General features: G+C 45.2%; 15 protein-coding genes and 1 pseudogene. 8 read left to right on the forward strand and 8 right to left on the reverse strand.

Annotated features, from left to right (window positions below):
• Positions 1–110 precede the first annotated feature (110 nt).
• The 3 genes from ACJJI5_RS10055 to ACJJI5_RS10065 all read right to left on the reverse strand — a co-directional run bounded on the left by ACJJI5_RS10055 (position 111) and on the right by ACJJI5_RS10065 (position 1,864).
• On the reverse strand, positions 111–341 hold the full coding sequence (locus ACJJI5_RS10055) for a hypothetical protein (protein WP_444896845.1): 231 nt from the start codon (positions 339–341) through the stop codon (positions 111–113).
• Positions 342–406: 65 nt separating this feature from the next.
• Positions 407–733, reverse strand: a complete 327-nt coding sequence (locus ACJJI5_RS10060; protein WP_444896846.1) for a hypothetical protein — start codon at positions 731–733, stop codon at positions 407–409.
• Positions 734–1,312: 579 nt separating this feature from the next.
• Positions 1,313–1,864, reverse strand: a complete 552-nt coding sequence (locus ACJJI5_RS10065; protein ID WP_444896847.1) for an IS3 family transposase — start codon at positions 1,862–1,864, stop codon at positions 1,313–1,315.
• Between the two features lie 289 nt (positions 1,865–2,153).
• Between ACJJI5_RS10065 and ACJJI5_RS10070 the strand changes: the two genes are divergently transcribed.
• The 4 genes and pseudogenes from ACJJI5_RS10070 (at position 2,154) to ACJJI5_RS10085 (ending at position 5,673) form a co-directional block, all read left to right on the forward strand.
• The gene (locus ACJJI5_RS10070) at positions 2,154–2,423 is read left to right on the forward strand and encodes a hypothetical protein (protein ID WP_444896848.1); all 270 of its coding nucleotides are present in this window, start codon (positions 2,154–2,156) and stop codon (positions 2,421–2,423) included.
• A 739-nt stretch (positions 2,424–3,162) separates the two neighbouring features.
• A complete protein-coding gene (locus tag ACJJI5_RS10075) occupies positions 3,163–3,453 on the forward strand; it encodes a hypothetical protein (protein WP_444896849.1) in 291 nt (96 codons plus the stop codon).
• A 32-nt stretch (positions 3,454–3,485) separates the two neighbouring features.
• Positions 3,486–4,436, forward strand: a pseudogene (locus ACJJI5_RS10080) (IS5 family transposase).
• An 895-nt stretch (positions 4,437–5,331) separates the two neighbouring features.
• On the forward strand, positions 5,332–5,673 hold the full coding sequence (locus ACJJI5_RS10085) for a hypothetical protein (RefSeq protein ID WP_445356167.1): 342 nt from the start codon (positions 5,332–5,334) through the stop codon (positions 5,671–5,673).
• Between the two features lie 643 nt (positions 5,674–6,316).
• On the opposite strand, the gene ACJJI5_RS10090 is transcribed toward ACJJI5_RS10085, so the two are convergent.
• The 5 genes from ACJJI5_RS10090 to ACJJI5_RS10110 all read right to left on the reverse strand — a co-directional run bounded on the left by ACJJI5_RS10090 (position 6,317) and on the right by ACJJI5_RS10110 (position 13,038).
• Positions 6,317–6,823, reverse strand: a complete 507-nt coding sequence (locus tag ACJJI5_RS10090; RefSeq protein ID WP_445356168.1) for a TlpA family protein disulfide reductase — start codon at positions 6,821–6,823, stop codon at positions 6,317–6,319.
• Positions 6,823–8,931, reverse strand: coding sequence for a TonB-dependent receptor plug domain-containing protein (locus ACJJI5_RS10095; protein ID WP_445356169.1), 2,109 nt, complete (start codon positions 8,929–8,931; stop codon positions 6,823–6,825). Before ACJJI5_RS10095 ends, ACJJI5_RS10090 begins: the two co-directional genes overlap by 1 nt.
• Before the next feature lie 264 nt (positions 8,932–9,195).
• Complete coding sequence (gene csrA, locus ACJJI5_RS10100) at positions 9,196–9,384, reverse strand: carbon storage regulator CsrA (protein ID WP_445356170.1); 189 nt, start codon at positions 9,382–9,384, stop codon at positions 9,196–9,198.
• 679 nt (positions 9,385–10,063) lie between these two features.
• A complete protein-coding gene (locus tag ACJJI5_RS10105) occupies positions 10,064–10,660 on the reverse strand; it encodes a DUF4291 domain-containing protein (protein ID WP_445356171.1) in 597 nt (198 codons plus the stop codon).
• 146 nt (positions 10,661–10,806) lie between these two features.
• Complete coding sequence (locus ACJJI5_RS10110; RefSeq protein ID WP_445356172.1) at positions 10,807–13,038, reverse strand: pre-peptidase C-terminal domain-containing protein; 2,232 nt, start codon at positions 13,036–13,038, stop codon at positions 10,807–10,809.
• 548 nt (positions 13,039–13,586) lie between these two features.
• Between ACJJI5_RS10110 and ACJJI5_RS10115 the strand changes: the two genes are divergently transcribed.
• From ACJJI5_RS10115 to ACJJI5_RS10130, 4 genes are all read left to right on the forward strand, one after another.
• A complete protein-coding gene (locus ACJJI5_RS10115) occupies positions 13,587–14,180 on the forward strand; it encodes a TetR/AcrR family transcriptional regulator (RefSeq protein ID WP_445356173.1) in 594 nt (197 codons plus the stop codon).
• A gap of 74 nt (positions 14,181–14,254) precedes the next feature.
• Positions 14,255–15,385 (forward strand): methyltransferase, encoded by a 1,131-nt coding sequence (locus ACJJI5_RS10120; protein ID WP_445356174.1) that lies wholly within the window; start codon positions 14,255–14,257, stop codon positions 15,383–15,385.
• Between the two features lie 303 nt (positions 15,386–15,688).
• Positions 15,689–16,513: a transporter substrate-binding domain-containing protein gene (locus ACJJI5_RS10125; RefSeq protein WP_445356175.1), complete on the forward strand. Its 825-nt coding sequence runs from the start codon at positions 15,689–15,691 to the stop codon at positions 16,511–16,513.
• 146 nt (positions 16,514–16,659) lie between these two features.
• Positions 16,660–17,529, forward strand: a complete 870-nt coding sequence (locus ACJJI5_RS10130; RefSeq protein ID WP_445356176.1) for an SMP-30/gluconolactonase/LRE family protein — start codon at positions 16,660–16,662, stop codon at positions 17,527–17,529.
• The last annotated feature ends 21 nt before the right edge of the window (positions 17,530–17,550 follow it).

A 17,550-nucleotide genomic window follows, 5' to 3' on the forward strand; every position in this document is an offset into this window, starting at 1 on the left:
GGGCGTGGATGCCTAACTTTACTTGCTTTCCCTTCACTCCTAATACTGTAATCAAGTCATTCGTATCAGTTCTTGGGTTTTCGCCAGTTTGTCGCTTTATGGTCAACCTGCTAGCTTCCTGCTGATTCTTGGGCGTGAGTGGGGAACAGCCGTTGAGGAAAAACCAGTTGCTCATTGGTGTGTCCGTTGTTGAAGGGAGGGATCAATCGACCGCTATCCGAGCGGAAAGTGTTGTGCGGTTGGGCCCGGCTCAGGACGTCACCACTGTGAGGGCCACAAGCGCGATCGTTGCCAGTGTCGCGACGATGGCTATAACGGTCTGAAGCCAGTCGCTCTGGCACGTCTTGTCGATCCAGCCGGAGAACAGCATGAACGGAAGCACTAGCGCGAGTGCGCTGACATTAAGTTAAGAGGCGACCACCGTGTTCGCCGGCGATGGCGTGTTGCCGAGATACGTACTCCATGGCGTTAGATATTGGCCGGCGCCGGTCAGTATCGTCAGGGAGACACCTGCAAAGTTGCAATAGAAGCAGGCTATCGTTACTCCGCAAAAAAACCAGGCGTTGTACGAGTTGAACCGGAGAGACGGCCGGAGCATGACGAAAGCGAGCATGAACACGGTTTCGAGTAGACCGAGCGTGTGTGCCATGCCGATGATCGACGCACCCGGAGCGCTGACAGGAATACCGATTAAGAGTCCGCCGAGAAAAAGAAGGCAGGCGCCCGCCATCATTACGGTGGTCGGCGGAGCGAAACAATGTCGACATGGTCATGGCGGGCTGGACTTTCTAGCTGACATGGCAGGATCATAGTTGAGTGCTGAGGTCGACACCAGCCGGGAGAACAGCTTTGGCATGTAGTGTCGCGCTCCAGTAAGCATCGTTGCCGGTTGTTATTACGTTGCGGACGACTATGAATGGCTGCAGCTTAGGGGGCGTTGAGCTAAGACCCACGGTATGGATGTCTTTGCAGAAATGACTTGGTATTGCTGCCCCCCCTGTATCCGAATACCCACCACCGGGACAAATATGTCGGTATTGTTGGGAAATGCTCTGCTCAATGTCTGTTGGCCACCCTATGTTAAAGGGCGCCGGAGTACATGTAGATTATGTAGTGAGAGACCTTAAGAGTTGTCCATACGTCGGTGTTGTGGTCAAGTCCAACCGAACACCTCTTTAAGCACATTTCTCAAATTCGATAGGGGCCCAGAGTTGTATGTATTCTGCGTGAGTTGTAATAAGTAATATAGGCTCTCATATCGATTATGGCATACTCCCTTGCTGCATGGGATTTCCCGTTAACCACTCCCATTTCAGGCCACTAAAAAACGTTCAGCTGGCGCGTTGTCCCAACAATTTCCATTGCGGCTCATTGAGTATGCCATCCCATGCTGCTTGAACAGTGCTTGGTAAGTATAACTGGCATACTGACTACCTTGATCAGAGTGATGTAAAAAGCCTTTTGGCGGTGTACGCAAATTGGTAGCCATCAGCAACGCATGGCTTACCAAGGCAGTCTCCATCTGGCGACCTAGATGCCAACCAACAATCCGACGCGAATAAAGATCAATCACTACCGCCAAGTACAACCGGCCCTGCACAATCCAGATATACGTAAAATCAGTCGTCCAAAATTGATTTTTAACACTTGATGAGAATTCCCTATTCAGAAGATTATCTGCAATCGGAAGCTGGTGTTTGTTCTCTGTCGTCAACATAAATCGCTTCTTGCGTTTTACTGCCAAACCTAGCTTGTTAATGAGCCTACGCACTCGGTAACACCCAATTTCAAGGCCTTCTTTAGGGTTTCTTTCTCCATCCGCAATTGCTTGATTTCGTGTCGCAACCGACCCAATTCCGCTCACTCGCGGGCATCCCGCGTCGCCGGTTGTTGGGAGTGGTTCCTACAGTCTCTACGGACTTAGAAATCGAGTACCCTTGCTCAGAGACTAGGGCTACGGCGTCTTTCTTTAATTCCGGCTTGAACTGCCGATGTGCACCTTCTTTTGTCATATTTCACCCCGCTTGGTAGTTTTACTATCTTAGCGAAGTGTCTGGAAGTATTAGACCACTACAGGTTCAACCTGGTATAAAGCCACGTCAGGTGTTGCCCAGATTTTTGATGGCTTTGAATTAGGACTTGGAAAGGAAGCAATGGAGGTAAGTGAGCTGTGCAAGTCGCGAGCAAGAGAAGAGTTAGCCAATAAACTTGTAGGTGCTTTTGATTCTGCTGTAAAAATCTATAAAAGAGCTGATTCGAATGTTGTAGCTTTTGCTACTGTAGAGGCTGCTTCGAATCTTTCTTTTGCAGGTGCAAAAGCATTGTTTGGGATTCTAGCGGCCGCTATAGCCAATACAATGTTAGCAAGTATTCCAAGCTTAAATAAACAATATTATAGTGGGTCAACTATGCCCTTGAAGTAATTGTTAAAGAAAAGTGTGGTCAAAAAATAGGTTTCATATGAATTTTTTGAAAGATATTTTTTCTCGTGGGCCAAACTTCCGTAGTGCGAGAAGGATAGAGAAAACACTATCCGGCTCTAAACTTTCTTTCATGCCCCCCCTCCAGCGGATCCATTTCCCTCTGCTCAAAAATGGGAGGCAGAGACTGGGGAATTTGATATTTATAAGGCTAATATTTTTTGCCCAATTTCATACCGTTCGAGTGATAACTTGGACGATAAAGTCAAATTTCCAGATGTTACGTATCTAAGAGTTGGGGGTTTAAGGGGCTGCCCATTATAGGGGGGGATGGCGGTAAAGTTGGCCTAGTAGTTGCTGTTACTTCAATAGAGGATCTTCCAGTTAATGAAAGTTTATTTGATGCGAGAGTACTGACAAAAGAAGCATATCGCCGATATGAATTGAGAGACCTTCATAACTTTGATCCAGGTTTAAAAAGCGACCCATTTGATTTGACTCAATATCGATGGCCCAACTATTTGGGGCCTGTTAATTGCCAATAGATAAAGCAGGCTAATAAGAGTTGGTTGTACTCTGAAAGTCAGCCTTTGCGAAATAAGCTTGATAAAGTTAGCTGGCATACTGCACTTACAGATAAGCACTTTTTAAGTTTTAGTTTTAATATTGCTCGCTATGCATCGAATGACGGTCATGCATTTCGAGTATGTGAGCGTGTTTCGGGGGAAATTACATTGGGTTTGTGCAGCGTATTATAGATTCTTTAGATTTGAGTCTCACTTATGATTTATCTGAACGCCTTGTTCAAGTTCAGAGGCAGCCAGGAGCTAAAGATAAGCAGATATTATCCTTTACCCCCAAGCAAGTTAAAGATGCAAAGTATGTGATGAGAATGTGGAGTGATTCGGAATACACAGCTCCAGGTAAAAGGGATGATGAGGATCATAGAGCTTCTACTGATGAGGTTTCTAGAATCGTTGATTTGGGTATTAAACCTAGGGAACCTCTGAATAATTCCGAGCCAATTTGGTAGTATTCAGTTATCCGTCAAGGCTACGATAGATTATGCACCAAGTCACCTTTGCTGAAGCAGAATACAATCTAAAGCGCCGTATAACTCGTCGGGAAAAATTTCTTTCTCAAATGGAAGCCCTCATCCCGTGGCAGTGACTAGAAACTCAGATCACTCCTTGTAATCCCCGAGACAAACGTGGCCGACAACTATATTCATTGAGTATCATACTCCGTATTCATTGCATGCAGTTGTTTTACAATTTAAGTGACCCTTCCATGGAAGATGTGTTATATGAGATTGAATCTATGCGTAATTTTTCTGGATTGACTTTGAGCGGCCCAATTCCCGACGAAATAATGATTCTTAACTTTCGCCACTTACTGGAGCTGAATCAGCTAGGTACAGCCCTATTTGATGAAATCAATAAACATCTTGCTGAAAATGGCGTGGGACTGCGTGAAGGCACCATTGTAGATGCCGCTACTATCTCTACGCTAACTTCAACTATGAATAAAAAGAAAGAGCGTGATTCAGAAATGCATCAAACAAAGAAAGGCAATCAGCGGCACTTTGGAATGAAGATGTATATCGGGGTTGAAGACGTGCTCGGAGTAATACATCGCGTAGAAACAACAGCAGCGAGCTCACATGATGTCACAGCCGCAGAGCGAGTCCCCCACGGGGAAGAAGGAAGAGTCTGGGGTGATTCTGGGCACATTGGTGCGGAGAAGCGTGAAGAGTTGAAGGTGCGGGAGATGGATTGGCACATAGCAATGAAGCCGAGCAAGCTAAAAACTCTTCCAGGGCGTGATGTGCTCCGTAAGGTAGAAAAGATCAAGGCACAGATAAGAGCGAAGGTAGAGCACCCCTTTCGCTATACTAAACGGGTATTTGGTTATGACAAGGTCCGCTATCGGGGACTGTTAAAAAATACTGAGCGGCTGTGCTTGCTAGCAGGTTTTACCAACTTACTAATAGGGAGAGAATACTTGGCCGCTTAGGGGGTGTGTCTGAAATTCGCCTACCGGGGTTTTCAGGTAAAAAATTAGGGAGCTATTGCGCGGAAATTAAGCGTATTTGCATAGAAAAGTGAGTTTTTTAAAACAATTCAGCTTAATTCTAGAAAAATGCTCCATTGATAAGAGGTTCCTTAGATGAAATATACAAAAGGTGTTTAATTTAATGGTTTGTTTATGCAAATCATGTAAGTCGATTAGTATTTCATATAGGATAATATACGCTATTCTATTTGGGTGGCGATTAAATTTTAAACGGTTGCCACCTAGACAAGAATTACTACTTGGTGTATGAGAGAAATGACGTTGTTAGCGTTTAAAACTTGTGCTTTCTGGTATTTGAAAGGGTGGACGTAGCATATCTCTATAGCTTCCTTGAAGTTTTATGAATTACTCTCTTTCATCAAATGATGGGAGCCGAAGGGAGTGGGCAATAACACACGGTACTTAGGGAGGATTCAGGAGAGTGATACCGGTATAGAAATGACATTTAGGGAAGTGTTGTGGCTTATGATTAAGTACGAGCGTGCTGTTTTTCGTCGTGATTGATTTAATAAAAAAGTAGGTAATTTAAACATGAAACTACCCTCTCCATGTTGCAAATAAAATTATATGACTAAAAAGGGATTTAGTAGCGGTCTTAACTGTATAGATAGTAAAAGTTGGGCTAGAGGCTGATGTTAGCTTTATTTGTCCTCTTTTAATTGTTCAGTTTAAGTAGTAAATAAGCCCCAATTCCCCTGTTGTAGTTGTGTACTTTTTAAAGAATATTTGTAAAAATCGATAGTGCTTAATAAGTTGATGGCTGGCGGCCATCTTACAATGGTTGCTATTCAACACGATGTCCGTGTATAACAAATTGCTAAATTTTGGTACAGATATGTTTAAGAAGGATTTTTTCATTGGTTTCTTAGTCTCTATCCTTGGAGTGGGCTATTCAGCTTCAACTCTCGCTGATATGTCAGGTGAAAAAGAGATTATAAGGATGGGCTGCCACCTTAATGATTCAACTTGTTATGTAACAATTGATGAGGTGGTAGGGCCGGAAGAATGTTCAAAGAATTCTGTTCGTTGGAGTAGTGATGCAGTAAATGGGCAAGAGACTTTAGCTCAGTTGATGGCTGCTTTTCATGCAAAAAAGAAGGTTAATTTTTACTTGGCTGATACGTGCCACTCAGGAGGGTACCCAACATTTGGTTACTTTTATGTTTCCAGCAATTAATCCCATTTGACACTTCACCCCCTGGATATTTTCACTTGACCCTTTCAGGGGGCTGATCAATTCACCCTGTCAGTGTAAATAGCTAATTCAGGTAATGCGGGTTGAGGTAATCACTAGTCTGTACAGGCAGATTCAATAGTAACCTGTTTCTAACATTGTGAGCCTTTCTAGAGTATGCTGTTTTTTGTGTCGGCATAAAGAGCCATTTTATTCATTTCATATCTTTTTTCCATTTGTCTTAACATCTTACTCGACGGTTTCTTTGGCTTTGGGTGTTTGCTCCGTCTTCGTGCTGACGCTGGACTTGACTACTAAAGTAACCATCAAAAACTGCTACTTGATCTGGTATTGGTTTTCTTAAGTAGGAAAAATTATGCGTGATTGTATAGGCTTCGTAGAAGGATCTGTTGGGAAGGCTTATTAGTGGGGGCTCGTGTTTTGATGTAGAAGAGGTGCTCCTCTTGCTTTCAGTTAATAAGCATGATCGTACTAATATTTAGTTGTGGTTTCTTTGGGGGGAAGTTCGGAGGTGATAAGTACTAGTTTTTGATGTCAATGATTAGGGGGCGATAGATGTGTCTATCAAGCTTGGCTGGTCGCTCTAATCACGGGGTTTTTCAAGTCTATAATTCATCTTTCTTGCTTAACCAGGTTGAAACGTAAAGCTACTTTCACATTTAAAACCAAAGCTCCTCTCCAAAATCGGTTGTAGTTTCTTATCCGGAATATACCCCCTTAGCCAGCTGAGAGGCTCTCCGCTGGAGGCTATAAGGAAACTAAATGGAGTTCCGGGAGTTTCGCCCAGTACTTTTTGAAGCTGTGTGCTCGCTTGAAGCATGGGGAATTCCGGGCGTAGCTTTCGATATTCGGCCAGTAGGGCTTTTCGGGAGCCATTGATACCTAGAGCGATGGGTTGAAACTGTTGGGAGCACTTGCTAGTAAGCCGGTTGATTGTTCGAACCTGGCGAAAGCACCAGGGGCAGTCAGGTTCAACCAGTAATATCAGGCTGGGTTTCCCTTTGAATTGCTGCAGGTTGATACGCTCGGGGCCGGCGAGGCTGCGCAGTTCAAAATCGTAAAGGGAAATGGCAGCTTCTGTTGCGCCAGCAGGCGCGAACAGAAGTGTGATTAGTGCGAGCCAGGTTCGCATTACAGGTTCCAGTCGAAACCCAGGTAATATTCACGCCCTCGGAGCGGGCCGTAGATATAGGCTACGTCGTAGGCACCACTGGCATCCCAGAATAGAGGGCTCTCACCTTCCTCAACCTGGGTGTAATCTGTCAGGTTGTTTCCGCCCAGATAAAGGCTCAGGTTTTCAGTGACGTCAAAGGTTAATTTAAGATCTACTGTCCAATAGGCGTCTGCGCTCGTGCTTTTTAAACTGGAGTCGCCCAACTGGTTGAAACCTTCGTAGCCAAATTCATCCAAGTCCCGGGAGCCCACCCAGGTAGCGCTGGCGTATAGCATCCAGTAGTCGGCTTTGTAATCCAGATTAAATAGTGCACGCTGCTCTACTGGAGTAATGGCAAAAGATTCCCGGAAAACATCGTCGTAATCATAGGTCTCCAGTGTGCCACCGATAGTCAAATTTTCGGTCAGCGCGTAGCCGAGAGTGATATCGGCAGCACCTACGGAGGCGCTTTCCTGCATCTGGGTAAGCAGTGGTACTCCATCTTCGGTTTCGCTCAGTGCTGCGAGGTTATCGACTTCGGTAAATGCCAGTGACAGGGTGCTGTTGAGGCGTTCTCCCTCGAAGCTCAATGCATAAGTTGCGGATATAGATTTTTCAAGGTTTTCGATCTCGATGGCAAAGCCATCACCGGCATCAAGAATGCCGTGATCTGTTTCGAAAAAAGATAGGGGGGCTCGGTAACCTCGTCCCAGCGCTACCCGGGAGGTCCACTGGTCGTCGTGCAGATAGCGGAGGTCTATACGCGGGGCCACCACCGTTTCATCGATCTCTGTGCCGGGCTTTTGCTCGGCGACAAAGTCGGCTTTGGTGTTATCTACGCGTATGGCCAGTGCCACTTCAAGATCCGGTGAAACGGTCCAGGTGTCCTGTATGTAGAGGCCGGTAGTCTGGTAGTCGAAACTGTCTTCGATGTAATTATAACTTTCCTCCCCTGCGACAGAGTCGGAACGCATGGATTCATCGCGAAGATCGACACCAAAGGTGAGCATGTGCTGATCGTTAAGGATCAAATTGTTGCGCAGGTCGAAGTAGTTGAGTGTGTCTGTAGCGGTGTAATCGAACCCTTCGTAGAAGGAGTCCTGCTTGTGCTCAGACCAGGCGACAGTAAACAGCGTGTTATAGGATTCGTTGAATTCGTGGAGCCAACTTGAGGAAATTTCACTGCGAGTGGTGGAGATCCATTCGGTGGTTTCCCAGGGTTTGCCAATGTATTGCTGTCGCACATCGTCGTTGACAAACAAGTGGTCAGATTCCACACCATCGTAGCCTTGTAGGACGGAACCAATGCTGTATCCCTGGGGGCCGCCAAAAATACTGGAGTCGGTATAGGCTGTGCGCAGTACCACGTTGTCCCGCTCACCCAGGTCATGGGAGAGGCGAACTACGTAACTGGTGTTCTCTTGCAGCGGTGCTTCGCTAACACCGTTGTCATCATTGTCCATCTGGTGGTGCTTATCATCCTGAATGACCAGCGATGTACGGGTGCGTTCATCATCGCTTACATAGCCGCCCATCATGCCTAGAAAATAGCTGTCGTTGTCCTCCATAGAGGCATTGATGTTGAGGCCGGTTTCCTCGACTTCCTTGGAGATGACATTGATGGTTCCGCCGATTGCTTCGGGTGCGAGCAGTGATGCTCCCGCACCTCGGGCCACTTCGATACGAGAGACACCTGTTGTGGCCAGTGCATCCACTGCGTAATAGCCAGCCATCATGGTGTGAAGAGGAACGCCGTCGGTGAGGATGGTAGAGTGCTCACCGCGCATACCGTTCAGCATTATTCGTTTGACCCCGCACATGGAGCACTCATTGGAAACTCGAACACCGGGGGACTTTTCAATGGCGTCAGTGAGGTTAACCGCCTGCAGGGATTTGATCAGACTTTCATCAACAACCTCAGTTTTCTGGATTGCATCCAGCAAGGCTCCGCGCTCATAGAGGCGCTGGCGCACACCGATTACTACGGTTTCCTCCATTACCGTGGGCTGATCTGAAGGCGTTTCATTGGCGAGGGAGGCGGGTACTGCGGCTGCGAGTGCGGTAGCTAGCAGGGTTTTGCGAAACATGAGAGGACTTCCAGCAAGTAAACTGCCAAACATGATAATGATTCGCATTTGCGTGGCAAGTGAGCAAAGGTGGTAGTTTTAGTGGCTTTGGATTTAGCGGGCCAGGAGGTATGGGCTCTAACTTAGCGGGGGACACTCAAGGAGACTATGGATTTCTTTTGGGTTGGCTTAGTGAGTTGCTCTTTGTGAAAGAGTTGGAAAACCTTGGCCGATAGATTGAGGTTGAGGCCCATTGTGGGCCCTCATTTAAAGGGAAGTTGATTCTCAGCGTTTTCTGTTACTGAGTTTCTGCTCCCTTTGAATACGTCTATAAATTTCTTCGCGGTGAACTGCTAGGGATTTGGGGGCATGGATCCCGATCTTTACCTGGTTGCCCTTAACCTCTAGTACTTTGAGTGAGATATCTGTTCCAACTCTTAGGTTTTCACCAGTCCGACGCTTCAAGATCAACATATTTTTTCCTACTGAATTTCAAGCTATTTTTTTGGGCTCCGAAACCGGAAGGCTTAGAAAGTCGTGATTGCAGGAAAGGCATGGGGGAGCGCGAGAACGGTAAGCATAAAAGAAGAAAAGGCGGGCACTACGCTCCCAGGGCTTGGGCAATCGCTTCAAGCTACTGGATCTTCTCGACTTTATTGAAGACGAGCGGGTTTCTAGCGTACTATGCATACAGCCATCTTGATAGGTGATTTATCAATTTGGTTAGCTGGCCCCTGGTGTTGGCGCACCTTGGGTCAGCGCCTTTTACTTACTTTTACGTCACGCTACTGTTCTCCTTTGAGAAATGAGTCTTGGATTTGTTTGAATCAACGACCCTTAAAAAACTGCTGGGTAAGACTCTAATTCCGATAAATATTCATCAATTTTACGCAGCTTTGACACTAAAACAAACTTAATAAAATCCAATAAGATCATTTTAGTGCCTATATTTCTTGTGTTTGTTTGAAAAGTCTACAGCGGCTTGTTGTATTTCTGGGGGGAAGGATAACGCTGCTTGTCATTCTCTATATTGGTTTTTTAAAAGTAATAGCATCAGTTCAATTGAGCCCCATTGGCTGACCAAAATTTTCATCGCACTTTTCGATTTTTGGATGTGTCACAGGGGCTTAACGTTGGTATTGGCCGTGCAGATTTACATTTCCAATCTTTCTTTTAATGAAATACTTAAGGGGTACTCAACCTCTGAGGGAAGAAGATTCTCCGCTTGCTCAAATTCTCCCGCTTTGACTAGTTGGTGAATTCTGTGGGCGCTTTCAGTTACATCAGTAATTTTCTGAATCCATTCGTTAACGTAAAGCATTACAGCTTTATTCGACAGCCCAATCTGAATAGCTCTGTGAGGAAGGGGTTCCAGATCTAAATTCCGTTCAGGGTCCCATTGAATACGGACAGGTGTAGTTCTCTTAGCCTCCAACCATGCTTCTTTCGTTGGGTATTGATCGGTTTGGTGGCTAAGTAGGCTATTCTGTAAGGCCCATTCAAATCCTTCTCTAGTGATATCTATCGCCAGAATGCGGTTTTGTCCGCTGTCTTTTTCTCCCCAACCCGAACGGTACATCATCCATAGGAAAGAGGGTTTAATCCAGGTCATACGTTCCATTTTGAATGGTGGGGATACAAAGGTTCCGTTTTGTAGGGCGGAATTTGCAATGGCTGTGTTGTATGCTTGGTAGACGCGAATGGTGTGATTATTAAAGCTAGCGCGGATCTGGCGCGTTGGGATAGTCATTTCTTAACCTCTAAATACATACTGTAATGTTACAAGTGGTTAAGTTATTAGTAAAATTCTATGCAAATTTACTCCTCAAGAGGAGTAGTAGAGTCCGTTGATTTAACGAAGCTCTACTACCAAATTATTAGTTAATTATTCATGCTTCAATAATCAGCACTAATCCAAACATTTTCAAAGTCGGTATAACCATAGACGGTAATATACCAAGTGCCTGATTGAGGAGCGTTCAAATCTATGGATTCATAGTTGCCCCAGTTTTTAGAAGCGTAGTCGGCATTTGATTCAGTGGCGGGTTCACCGTGCTTGATGTAGAGATCTGCATCACCAACGGAGTTGAATAGAGCTGCCCCCGTAGCTACAGAAAGCTGGGTAGCTCCTTCAGGAACTTCAATCTTAAACTCTAATTGATCTCCAGCATGGCCATTCAGGTCAGAGATAACCTCGCCGGGGATTAAAAATTCATCAGTAGATGATTCAGTAAAAGAGCCGGTCAGGGATACTTGATCGAAGTCTGTATAGCCGTGGAGCATGACATGCCAGATCCCGGGAGTTGGGTTTGCTATAGCAACGGACTCCTCATTGCCGCCTAAATAGGGGCGATAATCATAGACTGATTCAGTAGGTCTGCTAGCAAAACGAATATAGAGATCCGCATCGCCACTACCACCGGTTATCTCAAATGAAAGGTCGCTGGTATTTTCCGGCACCGTGATGGTGTAGAACAACGACTCTCCTGCACTGGCATTAAGACCGCTGACAGGTTTCTGATTAACCAGAATATTGTCGGACTGATCAGCCAGAGTTACCGTTGCCGTTAAATTTACACCCTCGAAGGAGCGTTCGATAGGAGACAGTAATATGTACCAGCGGCCGGTTTCTGGCGAAGTGACCTCAATACTTTCAATATTACCGCCATTTTCAGAACGGAAGTCAAAATCGGTTGTGGTCGGTTGGCGATTATAGGCCACGTACATATTCATTTCACCGCCCAGTTCATCGCCTGAATTGTCAGTAATAACTGTCAGGGTTTGAGCATTTTCGGGCACGTCGATATGGAATACTTTTTCGCCTTTGCTACTTAATTTCTCTCGCGTTTTTGATGGAATAAGAGTTAGCTCTGCCTCCTCATCACAAACTAATGAATTACCGCCTTTAGCGGGGCTGAAGCTAATGCTCCCTTCATTAAGATAAGAATCAATTAACTCAAGTGCCTCGCAGGAGTAGACATCGAGGAGGTTGTCCGTAACATCAATAGCGGTTAAGAAATGTCGGTCCATTACCCATTCGAATTGCGCAGTATCCAAGTAGTTGCCGGCAATATTTAACGTTTCTAGACGTTTAGGTAATTCGGGTAACTCTGTGAGGTTTTCATTAACAGCGGTTAAGTGCTTTAAGTATCGGAATACGTGAATACCTTGCAGTGACTGGATTTCCCCGTTGCCTGGAGTGCGAATTTCTTCAATGTTTGCCGCTTCCAGGCTGTCAATCTCACCATCGTTGTTTGTGTCGAAATAGGACGTCAAATATGACTTGAATGCAGGGTCAGGAATATTAATATTGACCGCGCCATAGTGGGATGCTGCAGCAACCTGGTCACCGCCGCCCAAGTCGATACGCTGGGCCATTATACGGCTGAAGTGCTCATAACCCGATTTAGGGATAATAGTCTCTTGCCCATTAACCGAAAATGCACGTGATGGATAGTGCATTACAGACAGGAAGTCATAGTTACTGTAGTTGTGGGTTTGCCGTATATCAAAATTGTGGACATACTCGGGTTTAATATTATCCTCAATGATTTCGACATATTTATCACGATCAGATCGCTGATGTTCATGCCTCATACCAATAACATGGCCCAATTCATGGACAATAATGTACTTGGTATCCCAGTTGTTCATGCTGAAGAATTGCCCGCCGCCAGTTTTTCCAACCATGGAGCGGTTTTCAGTTCCGTTTCTTACGTGAACGTAGTCTGATTGATCGGTGCGCCTTAAAAATTGTAAGTCTGCAATTTCTTCCCAGACTTTGGTGGCGTCGATAAAACGCTGTTGATTTTCTTCAGTGACACTATCGTAAAATTCGTAATATATGATTCCATCAGGCCACTTATTCGCTGATATTTCAACAGCGGACATAATGCTAACTTGACCGGAATCCTCTTGAACTGGCTCCAGCATATCTCCGGTCAGCTGGTATATTTTGCCATCAATAATGACTTGGCTCGATTTGGGTTGCTCTTCCAATTGAGCAAACTCATTGCCGGTGTAACTTGGTATCGTTATATCTACAGCCTGGCTGTATGCCATTGCAGACTGAAAAGTTAAAGTTAGGGTTGCTGAAATTCCCAGTGCGGTACTGGTAAATAGTTTCATTTTCATGTTCCTGCTTTGAAAATGTTTTTAAAGTTTTGCCAAACTTTTATCCATAAATAGTCGAGTAGGAGGCATGTCTGATTAACTCTGGCAACAAGTTAAATCAGGATGAATATGCCGCCGCGCGGGAGAATACCGATGTTTGGATTTGAGGTCGATAGGTGGTTTTAAGTTGATTCAGGTTGCGAGATTTGATTCGTGGCATTTCTCGAAGGGCGAACTCAAGAACTAGATAAAATGTAGAGGATGACTATCAATTTTCGAGTGTATATCTTGGTGTTATTAGCAATACTTGTGTTCTGAATATTAGAGATCACCCAGGTGCTTTGTTAGCTGGGTAAATAGTGCCAGATCCAAATCCACTTGCTCTAAACTACGAATATCTTCGAGGCAATTTCATATGAATGAGTGGGGTCGTATCCAGTTTGGGGATATACGGCCATCTCAACCAGTCGTACAAACCCCTAAAATTGAACAACAAATAGCCTGGAAGGCAGTAGGTTACCCTGTTAGCCTCTCTTGCAAGCTAGATAGGAAGGAGCGGGCCTATGCAGGAGTCGGATGTTGCCAATCGGCTAATTGATGCGGCGCGAGAGTGCTTTTTAAACGATGAGTACCACCGGGTCACAACTCGCCAGATCGCTGCTAAGGCTGGAGTGGCGGTATCGATGATTCGATATTACTTCGGTAGCAAGGATGGCCTCTATGAAGATATGATCCGCCAAACCCTTCTGCCATTGATCGAGGCCGTAGAGCAACTCAGCCTTGATGGTGATTGGGATTTTGGAGATTTCTTTGCCCTTTACTACTCCACTATGGAAGAGAATCCCAAATTTCCGGCTCTGATCCTGAAAGTCATGGCCCTTAATCAAGGGCCGGGGAAAAATGTGATCCGTCAGCTCCTGGAGCGGGGGCGTCAAAGGGGTTCTCGCCGGTTAGCAGAAATTAAAGGTGAAGAAACCGAATCTGAAGACCCCAAGTATGATTTGCTCAGGATTTCATTTGTCAGTTTGGCTATGTTGCCGATGTTGGCCAAACCTGTCTTGGAAGAGCAAATGGGGCACGTTATGGACCCCGATTTCTTAAAACAGCTTGCAGAGTTTAATGGCCGACTTCTGAAGTCAGGTTTGCAAAGCTTATAGCGATAAGGCCTCAGCAATTTGAGGCCGGTCTCTTATATCTATTTTTAATCAGATGTTATTTCTGAGGAGTTCTTATGCCCCAGTCAATGCAAAGAAATAGGGCCGTAAATTGGGTCTTTAAACGCGCTTCTAATATGATTAATAGTATTTGTAATATTCCTAATGCTCTGATGCCGCCGCCATTTCGAGTAATGCAAATTGGATCGCTATTTTGGCAGTCTAGATGTCTGTATACGGCTGTCCGATTAAATATAGCTGATCATATTAACGGTGAAGTTGTTCCAGTAGAAAAACTAGCAAATGATTGTAATGCAGATAAAGAGCATCTATATCGATTGATGAGAATGTTGTGTGCAATGGGGATTTTTAAGGAGGTAAAAGCAAGGCACTTTTCGCACAATCGAAACTCTGAAGTGTTGCGCAGTGATGCCAGTAACAGCGTAAGAAGCATGGTGCTTATGCATAACTCCCCAGAATTCAGCAAGCCATGGTTTAATGGGTTTGAAGATCATATTAAAGATGGGAGTGTGCCTTTTGAAGGTGTTTATGATCAGGAAATGTTTGATTATATGAATGATCATCAATCTGTTAGCACGCTGTTTTCGGACGCTATGGATACCGTTGATAATCTTACCGGGCTACAGTATTTACAAGATTTTGATTGGAGCAGGTTTGATAGGATTATTGACTTGGGTGGGGCAAAAGGCAGCAAAAGTGCGAGTGTCCTCTCTTCATATAAACACATGACGGCGATGGTGGTCGACAGGAATAATGTCGAGGGGACGGCAAGAGAGTACTGGAAAAACTCATTGAGTGATTCAGTTGAAGAGCGATTGGACTTCTTCCCAGCAGATATTATTAACGATAGGCTGCCGGTAGCTAACAGTGATAAGGATATCTACTTGTGTACGGCCGTTTTTCACTTGCTGAATGACAGTAAGGCAAAGCGACTCCTCAATAATATTTACTCTGCCATGCAAGGGCAAAATGCTACGCTCGCCATTGTTGACGCAGTATTACCTGAGAAGGGCGCAGACCTTAACTTGGCTGCCATGGACATGCAGATGTTGATGGGAACTCGTGGGCGGGAGCGAACTTTGAGCGAATGGAACCAACTGTTTGGTGATAGTCCTTTCTACTTGGTGGAGACAGTCTCCGTACGTACCTTTGCAAAACTGATGGTGTTGAAAAAGAGAAAGGGTTAGGTGCTAAGCAGTAAATGGGTGTCAACAAGTGCAATGTTATCAATTGTGAAAATGAAGAAACATTGCGCTTATTGTATTGGTGGCACGAATAGTCCGCTTATCAATTATAGATACGCCAGCAAACCAATATCCGTAGTAGCTTAAAGTGCAGTATCACCTGTATTGGTTTTATATACGCCTATATTTACCTATAGCCTCTTTCTACTAGTCGACTAAGGTTTCGGCCTTTGGTGTCTCAGTGGATATTACAGAATTACTTAGGGGGCTCTGAGCCAATATATTTGAAATTACTGGATCTTAGCTATGTATCTAGTGTCCCGTCTAATAGGCAGCTTGCTAGTTTTATCGGTTATTTATGTGGGGTATGTTTGGGCTGATCTTGAGGATCGAGAGCTAGTTGCTGGGGTTACTTATGATATTCCAGGGTTGGCGTATAGAGAACCCTCTTCTGGCGCTATAGAAGGCTTTGAGCCTGACCTGGTCAGGGCAATTGGGGAGAAGTTATTTGGCGGCCCGGGCTATATAAGGCTAACCCGTGTGCTGGATGTGGATCGTATAAAGGCACTTGAAGACGGAAGAGTGGATATGGTGGTATCCCAGTTTACCATCACTCCAGAGCGCGAAGAAAAAGTGGACTTTTCGATTCCTTATTACGTCACTGGGGAGGGTTTACTGGTCCATAAAGATAGCGATATTGAGAGCTTTATCGATCTGGAAGGTAAGATAATTGCTGTCACTAAAGGCTCACTTTCCCTGAAAAGAATGCGTGCTGTCCTGCCGTCATTGGAGGGGGCCAGATTGGTTGTAGCGCCCACAAGCTCAGCAACTTTAGAGGCTGTTCAAAGCGGAAATGCTGATGCTGCCTCCAATGACATTATTAACCTGGTACTTTTGCGTAAGGCATCAGCCTATCCGACTTTATATCGTCTGGTGAATATTAGTGGAGACTTCCCGCCGAAACCCTTTGGTATCGGTGTTAAGAAAGGGAATAAGGAACTGCTCGAGCGACTAAATGCTGCTCTAGAAAGCCTAAAGGAGAGTGGGGAGATCAATAGAATGCTGGATAAGGCCGTTTCCAGTGTGGGGTCAGAGAATGATCCTGATGATACCTTCAGCGGTTCACAGTAGAGTAGTCGCCGAAGTATCCGTACAGATAAAGTCTAATTAGGGGCGATATGGCTACTAAATCCCCCAGAGTCTTCTTTTCTTTGCTTTTCAGCTCAGTCCTTTTCTTGGCTATTACGTACAGCAATTATCTACTGGGGAATTCCCCGATGCAGGCTACCCATTCGATCTTGGTGAAAACGGATGCACATGAGGGGCTGGTTTATGTACCCTCCCAGAAACGTCTCTACTTCACCAGTGTTCCAGATTTAGAGATTGAGAATCCACAAATATCGATCCGTTACTACGACTTTATTACTGGCGAAGTTGTAACCTGGAAGCACCGAAGCAATATGGCAAACAGCATGTGGCTTAGCAATGACGGTGAACATTTATTGGTTGCAGAGCAGGGGAAAGGAGCAACCCCGGGCGCTATCAGCCGCATAAGCCTTTCAGACGGTCAACGAGAAGTGCTTGTAGATGCCTATAAAGGCAAGCCATTTAATTCACCCAATAAAGTTGTACAGTCACCCTCTGGCTGGATCTACTTCACCGATCCAGATTATGGCTACAACCAAGGCTTTAAGCCTGAGCCAATGTTAACGCCAGCTGTCTACGCTTTTGATCCTTCAACAAATAAGTTAATTCGCTTGTCAGCGGAGTACATGATGCCTCATGGGTTGGCAATCTCCCCAATAGGCAACCAAATCTATATTGGTGATACTGCAGCTATCGATGGAAAGAATCCTTACAACCCCAAAAAAACAAAAGACATTTATGTAAGCGCTTTGCCATCCCCGGAAAAATTGGAGGAGAAGCAGTGGGTGTTGTCGGTACCAGTAGGGATTCCTGATGGTTTTATTGTTACTGGCCCCAAAAATAATCTGTGGGTGGCGGCAGGTGACGGACTGCGACACTATCGAGAGAACGGCTCTCTGGTTAATCTTTACCCTGTTCCCGGCGGCGTGTATAGCGTAGCAACTGACGGTAAAGCAATTTACTCATCAAGTAATACCGCTATATGGAAGACAATGCCCTGAGGGGAAGAGGGGGGATAGTTC

This window comes from Microbulbifer maximicatervae (SeqCode), assembly GCF_052467955.1.

Excerpts from the sequence above, each read along its gene's own strand:
- ACJJI5_RS10060 (WP_444896846.1), bottom strand. The coding sequence starts at position 733 with ATGATGGCGGGCGCCTGCCTTCTTTTTCTCGGCGGACTCTTAATCGGT.
- ACJJI5_RS10070 (WP_444896848.1), top strand. The coding sequence starts at position 2,154 with ATGGAGGTAAGTGAGCTGTGCAAGTCGCGAGCAAGAGAAGAGTTAGCC.
- ACJJI5_RS10085 (WP_445356167.1), top strand. The coding sequence starts at position 5,332 with ATGTTTAAGAAGGATTTTTTCATTGGTTTCTTAGTCTCTATCCTTGGA.
- ACJJI5_RS10090 (WP_445356168.1), bottom strand. The coding sequence starts at position 6,823 with ATGCGAACCTGGCTCGCACTAATCACACTTCTGTTCGCGCCTGCTGGC.
- ACJJI5_RS10095 (WP_445356169.1), bottom strand. The coding sequence starts at position 8,931 with ATGTTTCGCAAAACCCTGCTAGCTACCGCACTCGCAGCCGCAGTACCC.
- csrA (WP_445356170.1), bottom strand. The coding sequence starts at position 9,384 with ATGTTGATCTTGAAGCGTCGGACTGGTGAAAACCTAAGAGTTGGAACA.
- ACJJI5_RS10105 (WP_445356171.1), bottom strand. The coding sequence starts at position 10,660 with ATGACTATCCCAACGCGCCAGATCCGCGCTAGCTTTAATAATCACACC.
- ACJJI5_RS10110 (WP_445356172.1), bottom strand. The coding sequence starts at position 13,038 with ATGAAACTATTTACCAGTACCGCACTGGGAATTTCAGCAACCCTAACT.
- ACJJI5_RS10115 (WP_445356173.1), top strand. The coding sequence starts at position 13,587 with ATGCAGGAGTCGGATGTTGCCAATCGGCTAATTGATGCGGCGCGAGAG.
- ACJJI5_RS10120 (WP_445356174.1), top strand. The coding sequence starts at position 14,255 with ATGCCCCAGTCAATGCAAAGAAATAGGGCCGTAAATTGGGTCTTTAAA.
- ACJJI5_RS10125 (WP_445356175.1), top strand. The coding sequence starts at position 15,689 with ATGTATCTAGTGTCCCGTCTAATAGGCAGCTTGCTAGTTTTATCGGTT.
- ACJJI5_RS10130 (WP_445356176.1), top strand. The coding sequence starts at position 16,660 with ATGCAGGCTACCCATTCGATCTTGGTGAAAACGGATGCACATGAGGGG.